Raw genomic sequence first — 18,877 nt, forward strand, 5'->3', positions numbered from 1 at the left:
CGCATTTTCTGCGTACAGGGCTCGCCTGGTGAACGGCGGTGGCAGGTGTAGGATTCGAACCTACGTAGGCTTTCACCGACAGATTTACAGTCTGCTCCCATTGGCCGCTCGGGCAACCTGCCGTTCGCGCATTGTTTGTGCGCGGTGAGCAGAATACATCGAACCCGCACCCTGAATGCAAACCGGCTGGCTATCGGCCATGCGGCGCGACTAATCTCGAGCGGGCCGGGTAGAACTGACCGGGGGGCTGGACCCTCGTTCGGATGCCCCGATCGGACCGTCAGGACAGGAGCGCAGCGTGGCTGATTCGTCTTTCGATGTGGTGAGCAAGGTCGACCGGCAGGAGGTCGACAACGCCCTGCATCAGGCGGAGAAGGAGCTCAACACCCGCTACGACTTCCGTGGCACCGGCGCGTCCATCGAATGGTCCGGCGAGGACAAGATCGTGCTGACCGCGGAGGCCGAGGAGCGGGTCAAGGCCGCGCTGGAGGTGTTCAAGGAGAAGCTGATTCGCCGTGACATCTCGCTGAAGGCGTTCGACGCGGGCGATCCGGTCTCCTCCGGCAAGGTGTACAAGATCACCGGCTCATTGGTGCAGGGCATCGATACCGAGCATGGAAAGAAGATCTCGAAGAAGATCCGCGACGAAGGCCCCAAGGGTGTGAAGGCGCAGATTCAGGGGGACGAGCTGCGAGTGAGCAGCAAGAAGCGCGACGATCTGCAGGCCGTTATCGCCCTGCTGAAGGGGGAGGATTTCGGCATCGCGCTGCAGTTCGTCAATTACCGCTGAGTCCCGGCCGCAGCTCGGCCCGGTCGCTGGCGACTGCCCGGATCACCTCGGCTCAGTACCGGCGGGGGCCGCCGGCCATCTCCTCGAGCCGTTCGACGCGTTCGGCGATCGGCGGGTGCGTGGAAAACCAGCGTGCGGCCCGCTCACCGGGGCGGAACGGGTTGGCGATCATCAGGTGCGACTGCGCCGCCAGCTTGGGCTCCGGCGGCAGCGGGGCGCTCTGGACGCCGCGCTCGATTTTGCGCAGGGCGCCGGCGAGCGCCAGGGGGTCGCCGGTGAGTTCTGCGCCGGATTGGTCGGCCTGATACTCGCGGGAACGGGAGACCGCCAGCTTGATCAGGGTGGCGGCGATCGGGCCGAGCAGCGACACCAGCAGCACGCCCAGGATGTTCGGGCCCTGACCGTTGCGGTTGCCGCCGAACGCGGAGGCGAAGAAGGCCAGATTGGCCAGACCGGAGATGACCGCCGCGAGCGCGCCCGCGACCGACGAGATCAGAATGTCACGGTTGTACACGTGCGAGAGTTCATGGCCGAGCACGGCGCGCAGTTCTCGCTCGTCGAGAATCTGCAGAATGCCGCTGGTGCAGCAGACCGCGGCATGCCGAGGGCTGCGTCCGGTGGCGAACGCGTTCGGCGCATTCGTCGGACTGATGTACAGCCGCGGCATCGGCTGGCGGGCGGTGGTGGCCAGCTCGCGCACAATGCGGTACACGACCGGCGCTTCCAGCTCACTGACCGGCTGGGCGTGCATCGCCTTCAACGCGATCTTGTCGCTGTTGAAGTAGGCATAGGCGTTCATGCCGACCGCCAACAGGATCGCGATGACCAGGATCGCCGGACTGCGGAACATCGCGCCCGCGAACACGATCAAGGCCGAAAGACCCACCATCAGCCCGAAAGTCTTCAGCCCGTTCGCATACCCGTGCATGTGCTCTCCCGCCACTCCGCGTCTTTAGGCCGTACCAGTCGGGTGACGCGGGGTTTGCGTTCAGGTCCTGCGTTGGGTACCGCTCGAGTTCTGGGCGTACCCGGCGAGTTACCCATGTACTCATGAAATCAGCTGTCGCGTCGGCCTCGACTCTGTACCGCGTTGCACAAGGTCAACGATCGGAGGCCGGATAAAGGTTCCTGACCGTTGGGAAGGTTTGCTGTGGTGTGTCGCATGCCACGAACGCAGCGCCACGCGACATCAGGCCGTGCACGGTGACCGTGTCCCCGCACAGTGGAGCCTCGTCGTCTCGCAACGCACCGGCCCAACTCCAGCTTTCGAGCGCCGCGAGACCGAGCATCCCCCGTTCGCGGCCCGGCTCGCGTCCGAGCGGCCGCCGCGTTCGCGACGAAGTCGCCAGCGGTGGTCGCTCGGACGCGAGCCATAAGGGGCCGCGAACCCGCCGCGCGAAGGCACGGCAAATCAAACTCAGCCCACGCGTTCGATCGTGTAGCGGACCAGTCGCTCGAGTGCCTCGTTGGCAGGACCGTCGGGCAGTGCGGAGAGTTCGGTGTGCGCGAGGTCGGCGTAGCCGTGGAGTTTCTCCTTGGCCAGCACCATGCCGCGGGAGCGGGACAGCAGGTCGAGCGCCTCCGCCACCTCGTCGTCGGTCTCCAGCGGGCGGGCGAGCAGCTTGCGCAGGCGGTCGCTGTCGGCGCCCTCTTCGCGCAGCGCGTACAGCACCGGCAGGGTGTGCACGCCTTCACGCAGGTCGGTGCCGGGTGTTTTGCCGGACTGCTCGGAAGCAGAGGAAATGTCGATGATGTCATCGGAGATCTGGAACGCGGTGCCGACCGCGTCGCCGAGCCGGGCGAGGCGCTCGACATGCTCGGGGCCGGCGCCGGAGAACGTGCCGCCGAAGCGTCCGGCGGCGGCGATGAGCGAACCCGTTTTCTCCCACACCACGCGCAGGTAGTGCTCGACCGGATCGTGGGATTCGCGGGCGCCCATGGTCTCGCGCATCTGACCGGTGACGAGTTCGGCGAAGGTCTCGGCGATGATGCGAACGGCGTCCGGGCCGAGGGTGGAGGTGAGGCGTGAGGCGTGCGCGAACAAGTAGTCCCCGGCGAGGATGGCGATGTTGTTGCCCCACCTCGAGTTCACGCTGGGCGCGCCGCGCCGGATCGGGGCCTCGTCCATCACATCGTCGTGGTACAGGGTGGCCAGATGAACCAGCTCGACCACGGTGCCCGCGGTGATCAGGTCGGGATCGGTCGGCCGGGGCCCGAGCTGTCCGGTGAGGATGGTGAACAGCGGCCGGAACCGCTTGCCGCCCGCCTTGGCCAGATGCAACGCGGCTTCCTGGAGGAATTCCGCACCGTCGGACAGCTCCTCGACCAGGAGCTTTTCGACCTTCTCCAGGCCATCGCGGACCGTCGCGGCGAGTTCGTCCGCACCGAGATCGACCCCCGCCACCACCGTGCTCGCGGTGCCGCCGACACCCTCGCGCGCGTTGATGCTTGGCTCGCTGCGCTCACTCATGGCCGATCTGCTCATTTCTTCTCCCAGCGATGCGTCCGACCCCACGGTAGAGAACCTAGCGTGTCCCCGGCCGATGGCCCATGAACACCGTCACTCCGCGGCGGATCTGTCCTGCCGCCGTTCGTCGTCGTGGCCGCCCGAGCGACGGACGACGGGCCGGCGCGACCGCTTCGACGGCGCCGGGACGGCCCTGCGAGTATGGAGCGCATGGGTTCACCAGAAGCGACTCCCACGGGCGACGAGAACGCGTTGCCCAGCCGGGCCGAGGTGCTGGTCGTCGGTGCGGGTCCCGCGGGCTCGGCGTCCGCCGCTTGGGCGGCCAGAGCGGGACGGGACGTGGTGCTCCTCGATTCCGCCGTGTTCCCCAGGGACAAGACCTGCGGCGACGGCCTGACCCCGCGTGCGACCGCGGAGCTGGAGCAGCTCGGCCTCGGCGCGTGGGTGCGCGCCCACATCGTCAACCACGGTCTGCGGATGACCGGCTTCGGCCACGAGGTCCTGCTGAGCTGGCCCGGCGGTGGTTTCCCGGCCTACGGAAGCGCCGTACCGCGAACCGAACTCGATGACAAGCTGCGCGAGACAGCGGTGCGGTCCGGAGCGCGCATGGTGGACGGAACCAAGGTTGTCGACGTCATCCGGGAGGGCGATCGGGTCACCGGCGTGACGGTGCGCACAGGCGAGGGTGTGCACACGATCGCCTGCCGGACGCTGGTGGTCGCCGACGGCGTGCGGTCACCGATCGGACGGCTGCTCGGCCGCGCCTGGCACCGGCAGTACGCCTACGGCACCGCGGCGCGGGCCTACATCAAGTCCGGCCGCAGCGACGATCCGTGGATCACCTCGCACATGGAGTTGCGCGACGCCTCCGGTGGGCTGATTCCCGGCTATGGCTGGGTGTTCCCGCTCGGAAACGGCGAGGTGAACATCGGCGTCGGTTCGCTGGCGACGGAGCGCAGGCCCGCGCATATCGCGCTGAAACCGCTGCTGGCGCAGTACACCGCGGCGCGCAAGGAGGAATGGCAATTCGAGGGCGAACTGCGTGCGGTGGCCTCGGCCCTGCTGCCGATGGGCGGCGCGGTCTCGAACGTCGCCGGCCGCAACTGGGCGCTGGTCGGTGACGCCGCGGGCTGTGTGAATCCGCTCAACGGCGAAGGCATCGACTACGGCCTCGAAGGTGGCCATATGCTGGCCGACCTGCTGGATGAGCCCGACCTCAGCACGATCTGGCCGCGGCTGCTGCGCACACGCTACGGGCGCACCTTCTCGGTCGCGCGCCGGATCGCCGGCCTGGCGACCCATCCGCGCGTGGTTGCGCTGGGCGGCCCTCCGGTGATGCGCTCGAAGTTTCTCCAGCGCACAGCGGTTCGTGTGATGGGCAACCTGGTCACCGAGGAGGACGTGGATTTGACCGCGCGGGCGTGGCGAACCGCGGGCCGGACGTCGATGCGCTTCGACGAACGACAGCCGTTCGCCTAGCAGTGGCAGCACCGGGCGATCGGGACGTGCCCCGGCGCGCGCTGGGGCACCGGGCGGGTTCGTCAGTCGGTCGGTTCGGTGACCAGCCACTGCTCGATGAAGTTGCGCTCGCCGTCCAGCACGCGATGGTGCAGTTGTTCGGCGAGCGGCTCGATGGCGCCACCGACCAACGCCACCTTCACCTGCACCGCGCCGGCCACCTCGAGCTCGGAACCTTCCGCGGTGGAACGAATTTCGTAGGTCCCGGACATGGCGGTGTTGATACCGCCGGTGCTGACTTCGAAGGTGCCTTTGCCGACCTCGCCGACGAGCGGCTGCCAGTTGTCGGTGCGGGCGAAAGTGAGCTCGCTCTTGAGCACTTTGCGCACCAGCGCGGGGACCTTGTCCGTCGCGGCCTTTTCGGTCATGTGGATGCGGATGGTGCCCGCGCCATCGGGATGCGACAACTGCACTGTCGCGGTCGACGACTCGGCGAAGCGGGCATGCCAGACGTCATCGGTGGTGAGTGCCCGGTGGAGATCTTCAACCGGGACGGTGTAGGGCACGGTGAAGCTGAATTTTCGGGACATGACCGCCACCGTAGCCGAGCCGATCGGTAGCCTGTGGCGGTGTCGGAAACCAGCCAGTCCAGCAGGCGGACGATCCGCCTGCGACGGGCCAGGATCGGCGTGCTGATCGCCGCGACCGCCATCAGCGTGCTCGTCGCGCTACTGGTGCTCGCCGCATGGCGCAACGACTACCTGATCAGCTCCGACAAGGGCAGCACCACGGCAGAGGTGCTCTCGGCCGGACGGCTGCGCTCGGCTGTCATGTACGTCACCCCGGATGGGGAGACGCACAATCCCAAGGTCGGCGTGCTGTATCCGACCAACCTCACCGCGGGTGAGCGCATCCGCGTGGAATACCGTCGCAGCGACCCCGATCTGGTGCGGGTGGAGGGCCGCGACGTGCGTGTCGCGATTCCCCCCGCGTTGTCGGTCATCGTGGTGGTCTGGCTGCTCGCGCTGCCGGCGTTGTGGCTGCTTGCCCGCGTGCGCAAGCGCAGGCTCGAGCCGGTGAACTGACGCCGCCGGTACCGCGAGGTCCTGATAGTTCGCCCGAACTTTCCGTTCGCTTCACTTCGGCGTGGCGGCGCGGCGCGATGTAGCGGTCAGGCTGGGAGCGTGCGAGTAGCGATCATCGCGGAGTCGTTTCTGCCGAATATGAACGGCGTCGTCAATTCCGTGCTGCGGGTACTGGAGTACCTGGACCGGCACGGACACGACGCACTGATCATCGCGCCGGACACCCCGCGCGGGCTACCCGCCGCAGCGCGCAGCTACGAGCGGTTCCCGGTCCACCGGGTACCCGCGGTCATGGTCCCCAAGATCAGTTCGCTCCCGGTCGGGCTGCCGCAACCCGGCATCGTCTCGGCCATCGCCGACTTCGACGCCGACGTGGTCCATCTGGCCTCGCCGTTCCTGCTCGGGGCAGGCGGACTCGGCGCCGCGCTGCGCCTGGACCTGCCGACCGTCGCGGTGTACCAGACCGACGTCGCGGGGTTCGCCAAGAGTTACGGGCTCGGACTGGCCGGCCGCGCCGCCTGGAGCTGGACCCGACGCATCCACGAGGGCGCCACCCGCACCCTGGCCCCTTCTCGGGCAGCGGCGGAGGACCTGGCCCGGCACGGCATCCCGCGGGTGCACCGGTGGGGCCGCGGGGTCGATATCGCACGGTTCACACCGAGCGCCCGATCCGCCGCGCTGCGCGAGGCCTGGCTGTCCGGACGGGACCGGATGCTGGTCGGTTTCGTGGGGCGACTCGCGCCGGAGAAGCACGTCGAGCGGCTCGCGGTGCTGGCCGACGACCCGGACATCCAGCTGGTGATCGTCGGTGCCGGGCCGCAGCGCCAGCGGCTGGCGCGGATGATGCCGAACGCGGTGTTCACCGGCGAGCTCGGCGGCGAGGAGCTGGCCCAGGCCTACGCCGCCCTGGACGTGATGGTGCACGCGGGCGAGCACGAGACGTTCTGCCAGGGCGTGCAGGAGGCGCTCGCGTCCGGAGTACCGGTCATCGGCCCCGACGCGGGCGGTCCGCGCGATCTGATCGCACACTGCCGCAACGGCTACCTCCTTCCGGTGGACCGGTTCTGCGAACTGCTGCCCAGTGCTGTTGCGGCATTGCACGATCCGGCGCTGCGAGCCCGGTTCGCGGGAGCGGCCCGCAAATCGGTGCTGTCGCGTACCTGGCCGGCCATTTGCGGTCAATTGATGGGACACTACGCCGAGGTGACCGGGACGCAGATCCGCTTGCCCCATACGGCTTGAGACCGAGATCGGACGTGACCGACGTATCGTCGCGCCACGCTCGGTCCGGCCGCGGCCGGAAGCTAGGGTCGTGGCGTGGCGAAAACGCAATCCAACCGGGCTTCCTTGGACAAACAGCCGCGTGAAGTCGCGTCTATGTTCGACGGCGTCGCCCGGCGATACGACCTGACCAACACGGTGATCTCCGCGGGGCAGGATCGCTACTGGCGTTGGGCGACCCGCAGAGCGCTCGCGCCGCGACCGGGTGAACGGTTGCTCGATCTCGCGGCCGGCACCGGCGTGTCCACCCGGGAGCTGCAGAAATCCGGCGCCTGGTGCCTGGCCGCCGACTTCTCCCAGGGCATGCTCACCGCGGGCCGCTTCCGCAAGGTGCCCATGGTGGCGGCCGATGCGATGGCGCTGCCGTTCGCCGACAACTCCTTCGACGCGGTGACCATCTCGTTCGGGCTGCGCAACGTCGCGGACACCGACCTCGCGCTGCGTGAGATGCTGCGCGTGACCAAACCGGGCGGGCGACTGGTGGTTTGCGAGTTCTCCATCCCCGTCGCGCGGGTGTTCCGCACGCTGTACCTGGAGTACCTGATGAAGGCGCTGCCCAAGGTGGCGCGCATGGTGAGCAGCAATCCCGACGCATACGTCTACCTCGCCGAATCCATCTCGCAGTGGCCGAATCAGCGCAGGCTGGCGATGCGGATCGCGGCCAATGGGTGGTCGGCGGTGAAGTGGCGTAACCTCACCGGCGGCGTCGTCGCCCTGCATCGCGCGTACAAACTCGGCTGAGCCGCCCGACCGCGATCCTCACCGCCGGATCTCGGCGCGATGAGGAGGATTGTCACCTACCGATAACACTAGGTAAATTCGGCGCAATCGGCGGTCCGCATGATCGAAGGCATGTCTGACGCAGTGACCGGCCGCGGCGACGGCACCGCCCGAACGGCGTGCTCGTACTGCGGCGTCGGCTGCGGGATAACGGTGCAGACCAGCTCCGGCGCCGCGGGCAAGCCGGTAATCGCCAAGGTCAGCGGCGACAAGCTGCATCCGGCGAACGCGGGGCGGCTGTGCACCAAAGGCGCGACGCACGCGGAGTTGATGCACACCCCCGGCCGGATGGAGACCGCATACCGGCGTTCGGAGCGGGGCCAGGTCCCCGTGCCGTTCCCGGTCGACGAGGCTGTGCACGAGGCGGCCACCCGGTTGCGGGCGATCCTGGACGAGCATGGTCCGGACGCGATCGCGCTGTATGTCTCCGGGCAGATGTCGCTGGAGTCGCAGTACCTCGCGACGAAGCTCGCCAAGGGTTACCTGCGCACCGTGCACCTCGAGGCGAATTCGCGACTGTGCATGGCCAGTGCCGGGACCGGGTACAAACAGTCGCTCGGCGCGGACGGGCCGCCCGGCTCCTACGACGATTTCGAGCACGCCGATCTGTTCTTCGTGGTCGGCGCGAACATGGCCGACTGCCACCCCATCCTGTTCCTGCGCATGGCCGACCGGCTCAAAGCGGGTGCGAAGCTCATCGTGGTCGACCCGCGCCGCACCGAGACCGCCGCGCGGGCCGACCTGTTCCTCCAGATCGCGCCGGGCACTGATCTCGCGCTGCTGAACGGGCTGCTGCACCTGCTCATCGAGAACGACGATATCGACGCGGAGTTCATCGCCGAGCACACCGAGGGCTGGGACGCGATGCCGGAGTTCCTGGCCGACTATCCGCCGCGACGGGTGGCCGAGATCACCGGACTCGCCGAGGCCGACATCCGCACGGCCGCGCAGTGGATCGGCGCGGCGGGTGAGTGGATGTCGCTATGGACGATGGGACTCAACCAGTCCACGCACGGCACCTGGAACACCAATGCCCTGTGCAACCTGCACTTGGCCACCGGCGCCATCTGCCGCCCCGGCAGCGGGCCCTTTTCGCTCACCGGACAACCGAACGCGATGGGCGGACGCGAGATGGGCTATATGGGCCCCGGGCTACCCGGTCAGCGCAGCCTGCTCTCCGCCGAGGACCGCGCGTTCGTGGAAGGCCAGTGGGGTCTGGAACCGGGCACACTGCGCACCGAGGCCGGCCCGGGCACGGTGGAGATGTTCCGCGAGCTTGCCGAGGGCACGATCAAGGCGGCGTGGATCATCTGCACCAATCCCGTCGCCACCGTGTCGAACCGGAAAACGGTGATCGCGGGCCTCGAGGCGGCCGAACTGGTGATCGCCCAGGACGCCTACACCGAAACGGCGACCAACGCCTACGCCGATCTACTGCTGCCCGCCACGCTGTGGGCGGAAGCCGATGCGGTGATGGTCAATTCCGAACGCCAACTCACCTTGCTCCGGCAGTCGGTCCCGCCGACCGGCGACGCGCGGCCGGATTGGCGGCTGATCGCCGACATCGCCACCGCGATGGGGTTCCCCGGCTTCGACTTCGCCTCCAGTGCCGAGATCCTCGAAGAGATCAAGCGATTCACGAACCCGGCAACCGGCTACGACCTGCGTGGGGTGAGCTACGACGCGCTGCGCGACGGCCCGATGCAGTGGCCCTGCGCGCAGCCCGAGCGCAGGCGCAATCCGATCCGGTACCGCAATGACGGCGTCAGCCAGACGTTGTTCGTCGACGACAACGGCCATCAGCCCAGGCTCGCCTTCGCCACCCCGAGTCGCCGCGCGGTGTTCTGGCCGCGGCCGCACCTGCTGCCGCAGGAGATGCCGGACGACGACTACCCGTTCCTGCTCAACACCGGCCGCTTGCAGCATCAGTGGCACACGATGACCAAGACCGGCAAAATCGACAAGCTGACCAGGCTGAACGGCACGCCGTTCGTCGAGGTGCACCCGGCCGATGCCGAGCGCCTCGACCTGCGCAAAGATGATCAGCTCGAGATCGCCTCGCGTCGGGGGCGGGCGGTGCTGCCGGTGCAGATCAGCAACCGGGTTCGGCCCGGCGATTGCTTCGTGCCGTTCCATTGGAACGACGAGCAGGGTGAGTATCTGACCATCAACGCGGTCACCAACGACGCGGTCGACCCGGCGTCACTGCAACCGGAGTTCAAGGCGTGCGCGGTGGCCCTGCGCCGGGTCGCCGCCGTGCCGCAGCCGGAGACTTCCGCCGCGCTGCCGACGGTGGCGCCGGCGCACCCGCTGGCGACGGTGCTCGGCCTCGACAGCGGCACCGCACCCGCGCTCAGCGAGACCGAGCGGATCTACCTCAGCGGCTATCTGGCCGCACTGCAAGCGGTTCCGGTGACTGCACAGCCGGTGCTTCCGCAGTCGGCGCCGATGTCCACGCACAGCAGACTGTGGGTCGACGGTCTGCTCGCCGGCATGTATTCGCGCGACACGGCAGTGCCGGCGACCGCGCCGAGCACCAGCGCGACCGCGCGCGCGATCACTGTGCTGTGGGCTTCCCAGACCGGTACCGCGCAGGAGTTCGCCGCCGAAGCCGCCACGCGCCTGGCCGAGGGCGGTTTCGCGCCGCGGCTGCTGGATCTGGATTCCTGTGACCTGGGCGCGATCAGCGGCGACGTGTTGGTGATCAGCAGCACGTTCGGTGACGGCGGGCCGCCGGACAACGGAGCCGATTTCTGGGATCGGCTGACCGGGAGCGTCGTGCGGCTGACCGGTGTGCGGTACGCGGTGTTCGCGCTGGGCGACTCGTCCTACGACGACTTCTGCGGCTACGGCCGCAAACTCGACCAGAAACTGGCCGACCTGGGCGCGACGCGACTGCTCCCGCGCGTCGACAGCGAACCCGACTATCAAGACGCCGGCGAACGCTGGCTCGATGACGTGCTCGCCGCGCTCGGCGACGGTACGGCCGACCCGTCCGACGCTCCCGGCTCCTCCGTCGATCTTCCGGTGCGCGGCTCGAACGGCTCCAGGCACCCGGTAACCCGCCGCGGCGGGGTCGCCACGATCGACCTGCCGGCCGCCACCCCCGCCGCCAACCCCGCGCCCGGCCGCACCCGCGCCGCGCCCACCCCGTTCACCCGCAGCGCCCCGCTGCGCGCCCAACTGATGCGCAACGAGTTGCTGTCGGCCGGCGATTCGCCCAAAGAAGTCCGGCGGTTCGGGTTCGACCTGCACGGTCTCGAAGCCGGATACGAAGTGGGCGATTCGCTGGGTGTCTGGCCGGTGAACGACGCCGCGCTGGTCACCGAGTGGCTGACCGCCACCGGTATGGACGGTCGCCGCCTGGTCGAAGTCGACGAGCGAGAACTACCGCTGTCCGAGGCGCTGCGCAGGCACTACGACATCACCAAGGTCGGCCACGACCTGCTCGGCTTCCTCGCCGAACGCAACCACAGCGGCAGGCTCGCCAAGCTGCTGCGCAGGGATAATCGCCATGAGCTGGCCAACTACCTGTGGGACCGGCAAGCCGTCGACGTGCTGCGCGATTTTCCGGTGCGGGCGGATCTGGTCGAGTGGCTCGGCACGCTGAAGAAGCTGCAACCGCGGCAGTATTCGATCTCGTCGAGCCCGCTGGTCAGCCCGGATGAGGTGGAGCTGACCGTCGGCATCGTCCGCTACGGCGAACCCGCGGCCACCGGTTCGTCCGCGCGGCGTGGCGGCGTGTGCTCGACCTTCCTGGCCGACCGGGCGGGTACCGAGTTCGCCGATCCGGCGGTGCCGATCTTCTTGCAGCGTGCGCCGCATTTCCGTCCGCCCGCCGACCCGGCGGCACCGATGATCATGGTGGGACCGGGCACCGGCATCGCGCCGTTCCGCGGGTTCCTGCAGGAGCGCCGGGCCCTCGGCTGCACCGGGCGCAACTGGTTGTTTTTCGGTGACCAGCACGCGGCACACAACTTCTACTACCGCGCCGAACTGGAGGACATGTTCCGCTCCGGCTTCCTGTCCCGGCTCGACCTGGCTTTCTCCCGCGACCAGCGCGAGCGGATATACGTGCAGCACCGCATGATCGAACACGGCGCCGAGCTGTGGTCCTGGCTGCGTGACGGCGCCCACTTCTACGTCTGCGGCGACGCCAGCCGCATGGCCAAGGACGTCGACGATGCGCTGCTGCGGATCGCCCGCGTCCACGGCAAGCTCGATGAGGACGGCGCGCTGGCGTTCAAGAAGCAGCTGGTCGCCGAAAAGCGCTACATTCGGGACGTTTACTGACTGTTCATGTCCCGTTCTTCGACTAGGCGTCCTCGAGGGCTTCGCCGATCTCATGGGCGACGCGATTGTGCTGGTTCTGTACCAGCCAGTGACCGGCCGCGAGGACCAGCGCCACGGGCCAATCGATGATCTCCGCCGCGGCCAACGCGCCGAGCGCACCGTAGTACGCCAATTGCTCGGGCCGCGGGATGCGGACCCGGCCTGCCACCGGCAGGTCTACCGCGAAACCCTGCGCAGCCAGGACCCGGTCGACGGCGTTCCGATGGCTGGTGGACGAATTTTCGGCCATTTGTTGCCTCCGGGTCATGGTGTATTCGCGAATTCGACGTCTGCGGTCCGCACCCTGTCTGGTGTGATCAAAACTGTCGTAGGCGTCGGCTCGGATTCGTTGACGGGCGCGCTGACGGAGGTGCTGACCGTGCCGCTGCGCGAGCTGTACGCGGTGCTGTGGCGCCTTGGGGTCATCGAGATCGTCGGCTGATCTTCCTGTTGCCGACCGCCCGCGCCGAGCAGACGCGGAGCGATGGCCGCGACGGCGGTCGCGACGGCGGCCGTCGACAATGCCTGCAACCAGCCGACCGGGCCGAGCGGCGTGCTGCCGACCAGTTGGCTCACTCCCGGCGTGCTGATCAGCGCGCCCATTACCAACAGTGATCCGGCCGCGGTGGCGACAACCAGCGGGCTGTGTGAGTCGATGAGCGTCTGACCCAACTGCGTCGCGACCAACGCCACCAGCGCCACCGTCGACGCGCGCTGCCCTCGACCCGTCAACCTCGCCCACGCCCACGCGGCTGTCGCGGCGGAGGCGGTGGTCGCACCGCGCACCGCCACGGTGCGCCACAGCGCCGCGCGGTCGGGCCCACGGCCGGTGTATCGCCGGTCGGCACTCGGCGGGCTGACCGCGAGGGCTGCGGCCGGCAGCGCATCGGTGAGGATGTTGACCAGCAGGAATTGGCGGGTGTTCAGTGGCGCCCGGCCGGTGAGCGCGGTGCCGGCGATCGCGAAAACCACCTCGCCCGCGTTGCCGCCGAGCAGCACGGCTACGGCCGCCTGCACCCGCCGCCACAGTTGCCGGCCTTCGTCGAGCGCGTCCAGCAGCGCGCGAATCCGCCCGTCGAGCAGCATGACGTCCGCCGCGGTGCGGGCCGGGTCGCTGCCGCGGGCAGCCACGCCGATGCCGACGGTGGCGGCACGGATGGCGGCCGCGTCGTTGGAGCCGTCGCCGACCATGGCGCACACGTGCCCCAACCGCTGGATCGTCTCGACGATCTGCACCTTGTGCTCGGGTGACATCCGGGCGAACACCTGCCGGCTCTGCACCGCCTGCTCTTGTTCGCGCCGCGACAGCGCCTCCCATTCAGGTCCACTGATCACCTGATCTTCGTCGACGGGCAGGCCCACCTCGGCGGCGATCGCGGTAGCCGTCACCGGGTGGTCACCGGTGATCAGACGCACCCCGATGCCGCGCTCGGCGAGCTCCCCCAGCACCTCGGCCGCATCCGCGCGGGGGGTGTCCGCAAGGCCGAGCAGACCCGCGAACCGCAGCTCCTCACCGCACAGGTCGGCGAGGGCGTCGGCGTCGTCACGGACCGATCGGGCCTGCGCTGCCGAAAGCTGCCGTGTGGCGACGGAAATCACCCGCAACCCGTCGGCGGCCATCTTGCGCACTTGCCGCTGCACCGCCTCGTCAGCGTCCACGCACGCCGCGAGCACCACCTCCGGCGCCCCCTTGATCGACAACTGTTCGCCGTGCACGGACGCCGAGAACGGGCGACCGGACCGGAACGGCAAATGCGCCGCCGACTCGCCGCAGTCCAGCCGCTGCCCGGCCTCGGCGACCGCGCGGTCGGTCGCATGTTCGTGCGGCTCGCCGTTGGCCAGTGGTGTGGCCCGGACGGCGTGGCGGAGCACATCGTCATCGGACAATCCGCTCGCGGCGCGCACCATGGTGACCCGCAACCGGTTTTCGCTGAGCGTCCCGGTCTTGTCGAAGCACACCACGTCGACCCGGCCGAGCGCCTCGACCGACCGCGGACTGCGGACCAGCGCGCCCGTGCGGGTCAGTCGTCGCGCCGACGCCTGTTGCGCCAGCGTCGCGACCAGCGGCAGCCCCTCCGGAACAGCGGCCACGCTGACGGCCACACCGCTGCTGACAGCCTGTCGCAGGCCCGTGCGCCACAACAGCCCGAGCGCGGTGACCAATCCCCCGCCGACCAGGCTGAACGGCCACGACTGGTTCGTCAGATCTTTGAGCTGGGACTGCAAGCCCGCGGCCGAGCCGTCGGTGTGGGGGGTCGCGGCGGCCCGGCGCGCCTGAGTCTGCGCGCCGACGCCGGTGACTATCGCCACCGCCGTGCCCGCGACCACTGTCGTGGTGGCGAAGAGCATGCACGCCCGCTCCGCGACCGGCGCGGCCGGTGTGGCGTCGACCTGTTTGGTGACCGGCAGCGACTCTCCGGTCAACGACGACTCGTCGACTTCCACGTCGAGCGCGTGGATGAGCCGCGCGTCGGCGGGCACCACCTCACCAGGCCGCACCTCGATGACGTCGCCGGGGCGCAAGCGGGCGGCGTCCACCGTCGCGTAGCAATCGGCGCCGACCACCTTGCGGGCCGGTGGGTCCTGCGCCGCCAACAGTCGCCGCAGCAGCCGCTCGGCCCGGATCCGCTGGGTCGCCGCCAAGGCCGCGTTCCCGGCGAGCACTGAACCGACCAGGATCGCGTCGATGGGCGAGCCCAGCACCGCGCTGGCCGCCGATCCCACCGCCAACACCGGGATCAACGGGTCGGATAGCTCGGTGCGTATCGCGCCGGCGAAATCCTGCACCACCCGGCGCACCGGATCGACGACCGCGCGCGCCGGGCGGGCAGCAGACGCCAATCGTGACGGTTCGGGCACCGGTGCGGATTGCGGCGACTGCAGCACGCGACACACCTGGTCAACGGACATCGCGTGCCACTCGCGCACGCTCACGGCAGGCGGCGTCGGCACCCGCAGCGCTGCGCTGGCGAGCCGGTATCCCGTCCAAGCGCCGGCGGCGGCGCCGGCGGTGACCGGAGCCAAGCCACCGCCCCGCACCCCCGGAATCATCAGCAACCCACCTAAAAGGGAAGCGCCGGTGGCGATTTCGACGCCACGTTCACTGGCTCGGCGGGCCGCGGGCAGCGCGTGCACGATCCGCCACACGCTGTCCAGACCGTCGACGAGCAGGTCCGCGTGCCAGGGTGTCGGCCCGCCCACGGCAAAACCTATCGCAATGTCGGCGTCGGCCAGCGCCTGCGCCGCGGAACTCGACACCAGCGCGACCGTGCGGCCTTCCCACTGCAACCGGTGCACCGCGTGGACAAGCGCTTCGTCCAGGGACCCGTTCACCGGCTCGAGGTCGTCGAACGATGAGCGCAGCTCATCGAGCGTGTCGACATCGACGGACACCGCATCGGCACCACTACGGCGCACTTCGCCGAGCAACGCCGACGCCAGCGGATGATGCGCGTATCGCACCAGCACCGCGCTGCCACGTCCATTGCCGGACACCGACCGCGCCACCGGCTGCCATCCAGGCTGCAGTGCACCGCGATCCAATTGGTCCTGCGCCCACTGCCACACCGCCGTCCGGTTGTGCTCGGGCACGTCGCGGATGCGCGCCACCCGCAATTCGTCGCCGCACAAAGCCCGAGGGTCGAGTACCACGGCGTCGACCCGGTCGAGGCGCCGGAATACCTGCGGCCGCAAGGACAGCGCGCCGTGCCGGGCGGCCAGGCCACGGGCAAATGTCGTGGCGAACGACTCCCGGCTGGTCCGGGCCGCTTTGGGCGCGGCGACCGTGACGGCGGTGGCGGCGGCGTCGAGGTCGGCGGTGAGCATGCCGATCGCCGGTGCGGCGACCGCCTGCGCCAGTCCGCTGCGGTCCCCGTTCCGCTCGACCGGCCCCGGCGGCAGCGGCCTCGGTCGGTGTGCGGGCCGGACACCGTCGACACACGTCGCGTGCTGCGCGAGCGCCGGCTCGCGGCGTTCCCAGATGGTGGCCGCCGCGCGGGTCTCGGCGGCCTTCGCGAGGTGGATGAACAGGTCGACGCCCAGTGATGCCGGTAATTGGGTGACGGTGTACGCCGAGGCCGCGGCAAGCGCGATCGCGGTATCAGCGGCATTCGTGCCGAGGCGCTGTTCGACCGCGCGACGCAGCCGCGGCTGGTAATCGACGAGCGCGACAACGGCATTGAGACCCGCCGGCAGCCGCCGTAAACCCACCACCCGACCGGCCAACGCGATACCGATGCCGACAGCGTCCACCGCCGCCGAGGCCATGGTGCCGGCCAGCACGATACCGTCGGCAGGCAGGTCGACGGGCCGGCGACCGGAATCGGGATGCCGATTCTCGGCTGCGGTGACCACCTCGCACAGTTCGTCGACAGTTGTCGTTTCCCGCACCTCGACGATGACACGCGACAGCGGGTGGTTGAGGGTCGCCGAGATGACACCACGATGCGCACGCAGCGCGGCGAGTACCGCGGAGCCCACATCGTCGTCCGGCTCGCGCTCGGCGAGGCCGCGCACTTCGATCCAGCAGCGGTTCCCGCCGCGCCAACGGCGCCGGGCCGGCTTGCCGCCGAGCAGTTCCGTCGCGGCCTCGGTGAGCGCCTCGACCACGCGGCCGGTAGCCATGGTGCGCACCGGCAGACTCGCGAGATCCATGCCCGCGGCGGCGACAGCCGCAGCGGACCGCACGCCCATATCGAGGCCGCGCAGCGGCAGTGACACGGAGGTCCGTACCAGTCGGGTCAGGTCCACCGTCCGCGACTAACTCTTGCTCGGCGACCGCGGCGCGCTCTTACGAGCGGGGGTCACGCCTTCATCGCCTCCGCCGGCCGTTCGGTCGTCTTCCGCGGGCTGTTCGGCGACTTCAGCGTGCCCCGCGGGCGCCGCCTGTTTACCCGACCGATGGCTGAGCTCCCGGACCACCAGGGCTGTGCCACCGACGCCCAGCAGCACCGGCCACTCCACCAAACCCGCGGCGCCGATCGCCGCCAACGTCAGCGCCGCAGCCGGCGCCGAGTGGCTGCCTTTGCTCAGTCCGCTCTTCACACCGGTCGCGACACCCTGCATGCCGCCGAGCACACCGTTGACGGCGGCGCCGCCGACGGCGCCGGCCGTGGCCGTCGTGACATCAGCCGTCCAGGTGACAACTCCTACCGCGCCTTCGGAAATTTTCATATTCACTCCGTCGCGTTAACCGTTCGGACACCAGGGAGCAAACCGGAGTTTACTCCGGAGACCGAGTCATGTCGTTTGCGGCGCCGAAGCAGGACCCACCAACTCCGCGCACTTCTACTGCGGCACCGCCCATGGCCATACGACGCAATACCCAGACGTTCGCTGCATAATCAGGTCCCGAATTGCCGCCGGATGGAGCAGTTCGCGGTCCGTCGTTCGACGACGCTCAACCGGGTCGGCAGATTCCTGGCAACCGTCCAGGCAACGCGCAGCACGCTCTTCGAGAACCTGGCACCCGCTCCGGAATTGATCGAATTCCGGACTCGATCCGGGATCGTCAGCGACCGTTCGTCCAACCGGCCAGCAGGTATTCGCGGAGTTTGGCGCGGTCGGGCTTGCCCGGGCCACGCAGCGGGATCTCCTCGAGCACGGCCAGCTCGCGCGGGGCGGCGATGGCGTCGAGTTCGTCGAGCACGTACTCGCGCAGTTCGGCCAGGGTCGGGGTCGCACCCGCGGTGGGCACCACGGCGACGGCGACGCGCTGTCCGAGTCGTTCGTCCGGCACCCCGAGTACCACCACCTCGCGGATCGCGGGATGCGAGCTGAGCACCGCCTCGACCACCTGCGGCAGGACGAGCAGGCCGCCGGTCGAGATCGCATCGTCGAGCCGCCCGGTGATGGTGAGCAGGCCGTCGTCGAACGTGCCCGCGTCCTCCGTGCGGAACCAGCCCGGTTCGGCGAAGGCGGGATGGTCGGGCTGATTGCGGTAGCCGCGGGCGATCATCGCGCCGCCGATCAGCACACGGCCGTTCTCGATACGCACCTTCGTGCCGTCCAACGGCACGCCGTCGTACACGCAACCACCACAGGTTTCGCTCATGCCATAGGTGCGCACCACCCGGATACCCGCGGCTCGTGCGCGCTCGTACACCGGAAGCGGGGTGGCCGCGCCGCCGACGAGTACGCCGTCGAGCTCGGCCAGCGCCGCGGCGGCGACCGGCGCGTCGAGCGCCTTGATCAGCTGGGTGGGGACCAAGGACGTGTACCTGCGTTCGCCACGCATGCCCGCGATGGCGCCCGCGAGCGCCTCGGGGAGAAATCCGCCGGACACATCCAGCACCGTGGGCTCGGTGCCGGCCAGGATGCTGCGCAGCAGCACTTGGATGCCCGCGATGTGATGGGCGGGCAGGGCCAGCAACCAGTTGCCCGGCCCGCCGAGCCGATCGTGGGTCGCGGTGCCGCTGGCGCGCAGGGCCGCCGCGCTGAGCATCGCGCCTTTCGGCATCCCGGTGGTGCCGGAAGTGGTCACCACCAAGGCGACCTCATCATCGATCGGTTCGCCGGGCGAGAGCGCGTCGCTCAGGCGCCTCGTCTCACGCCGGTCGCTGGTCGGGATCGGCAACCACGCGGCTGCGTTCCCTTCCAGCGCGTGCCGCAGGTGCGGCATGACTTCGCCGAGAGCAGATCCGGTCGGCATCGGCAGGGTTCGCAGTGGCTTACTCATGCCCCGCC

Annotated in this window: 13 protein-coding genes, 1 tRNA gene and 1 pseudogene; 7 read left to right on the plus strand and 8 right to left on the minus strand. The window is 69.3% G+C overall.

The features are described from left to right. Positions 1-39: 39 nt before the first annotated feature. Positions 40-122 (minus strand) — tRNA-Tyr (locus ACT86A_RS02995). A 176-nt stretch (positions 123-298) separates the two neighbouring features. On the opposite strand from ACT86A_RS02995, the gene ACT86A_RS03000 reads away from it, so the two are divergent. Beyond that, a complete protein-coding gene (locus ACT86A_RS03000) occupies positions 299-790 on the plus strand; it encodes a YajQ family cyclic di-GMP-binding protein (RefSeq protein WP_445090420.1) in 492 nt (163 codons plus the stop codon). A 52-nt stretch (positions 791-842) separates the two neighbouring features. On the opposite strand, the gene htpX is transcribed toward ACT86A_RS03000, so the two are convergent. Together htpX and ACT86A_RS03010 are read right to left on the minus strand one after the other, a co-directional pair. Then, complete coding sequence (htpX, locus tag ACT86A_RS03005) at positions 843-1,718, minus strand: zinc metalloprotease HtpX (RefSeq protein ID WP_445090667.1); 876 nt, start codon at positions 1,716-1,718, stop codon at positions 843-845. 489 nt (positions 1,719-2,207) lie between these two features. Continuing rightward, positions 2,208-3,260 (minus strand): polyprenyl synthetase family protein, encoded by a 1,053-nt coding sequence (locus tag ACT86A_RS03010; protein WP_445090421.1) that lies wholly within the window; start codon positions 3,258-3,260, stop codon positions 2,208-2,210. A gap of 207 nt (positions 3,261-3,467) precedes the next feature. On the opposite strand from ACT86A_RS03010, the gene ACT86A_RS03015 reads away from it, so the two are divergent. Continuing rightward, positions 3,468-4,736, plus strand: a complete 1,269-nt coding sequence (locus tag ACT86A_RS03015) for a geranylgeranyl reductase family protein (protein ID WP_445090422.1) — start codon at positions 3,468-3,470, stop codon at positions 4,734-4,736. Between the two features lie 62 nt (positions 4,737-4,798). On the opposite strand, the gene ACT86A_RS03020 is transcribed toward ACT86A_RS03015, so the two are convergent. Then, complete coding sequence (locus tag ACT86A_RS03020) at positions 4,799-5,305, minus strand: DUF2505 domain-containing protein (protein WP_445090423.1); 507 nt, start codon at positions 5,303-5,305, stop codon at positions 4,799-4,801. Between the two features lie 39 nt (positions 5,306-5,344). Between ACT86A_RS03020 and ACT86A_RS03025 the strand changes: the two genes are divergently transcribed. The 4 genes from ACT86A_RS03025 (at position 5,345) to ACT86A_RS03040 (ending at position 12,154) form a co-directional block, all read left to right on the plus strand. Then, entirely contained in the window at positions 5,345-5,800 is a 456-nt protein-coding gene (locus ACT86A_RS03025) for a DUF3592 domain-containing protein (RefSeq protein WP_445090424.1), read from the plus strand. Positions 5,801-5,899: 99 nt separating this feature from the next. Beyond that, the gene (locus tag ACT86A_RS03030) at positions 5,900-7,042 is read left to right on the plus strand and encodes a glycosyltransferase family 4 protein (RefSeq protein WP_445090425.1); all 1,143 of its coding nucleotides are present in this window, start codon (positions 5,900-5,902) and stop codon (positions 7,040-7,042) included. Between the two features lie 75 nt (positions 7,043-7,117). Then, positions 7,118-7,822, plus strand: a complete 705-nt coding sequence (locus ACT86A_RS03035) for a demethylmenaquinone methyltransferase (RefSeq protein ID WP_445090426.1) — start codon at positions 7,118-7,120, stop codon at positions 7,820-7,822. Between the two features lie 111 nt (positions 7,823-7,933). Further along, positions 7,934-12,154 carry a bifunctional nitrate reductase/sulfite reductase flavoprotein subunit alpha gene (locus ACT86A_RS03040; RefSeq protein ID WP_445090427.1) on the plus strand — a complete coding sequence of 1,407 codons (4,221 nt, stop codon included), beginning with the start codon at positions 7,934-7,936 and terminating at the stop codon, positions 12,152-12,154. A 22-nt stretch (positions 12,155-12,176) separates the two neighbouring features. Here ACT86A_RS03040 and ACT86A_RS03045 read toward each other — a convergent pair whose 3' ends face one another. Then, positions 12,177-12,443, minus strand: a complete 267-nt coding sequence (locus ACT86A_RS03045; RefSeq protein WP_445090428.1) for a hypothetical protein — start codon at positions 12,441-12,443, stop codon at positions 12,177-12,179. Here ACT86A_RS03045 and ACT86A_RS03050 point away from each other — a divergent pair. Next, positions 12,417-12,635: an Rv1535 domain-containing protein gene (locus tag ACT86A_RS03050; RefSeq protein WP_445090429.1), complete on the plus strand. Its 219-nt coding sequence runs from the start codon at positions 12,417-12,419 to the stop codon at positions 12,633-12,635. The two genes, ACT86A_RS03045 and ACT86A_RS03050, sit on opposite strands and share 27 nt — an antisense overlap. Here ACT86A_RS03050 and ACT86A_RS03055 read toward each other — a convergent pair. From ACT86A_RS03055 to menE, 3 genes and pseudogenes are all read right to left on the minus strand, one after another. Then, a pseudogene (locus ACT86A_RS03055) lies at positions 12,629-16,885 on the minus strand (cation-translocating P-type ATPase); the annotation flags it as partial. The gene ACT86A_RS03050 and the pseudogene ACT86A_RS03055 sit on opposite strands and share 7 nt — an antisense overlap. 66 nt (positions 16,886-16,951) lie before the next feature. Continuing rightward, positions 16,952-17,365 (minus strand): hypothetical protein, encoded by a 414-nt coding sequence (locus tag ACT86A_RS03060; protein WP_445090430.1) that lies wholly within the window; start codon positions 17,363-17,365, stop codon positions 16,952-16,954. A 337-nt stretch (positions 17,366-17,702) separates the two neighbouring features. After that, entirely contained in the window at positions 17,703-18,869 is a 1,167-nt protein-coding gene (menE, locus tag ACT86A_RS03065) for an o-succinylbenzoate--CoA ligase (protein ID WP_445090431.1), read from the minus strand. Positions 18,870-18,877 lie beyond the last annotated feature (8 nt).

Source organism: Nocardia glycosmidis (genome assembly GCF_052545115.1).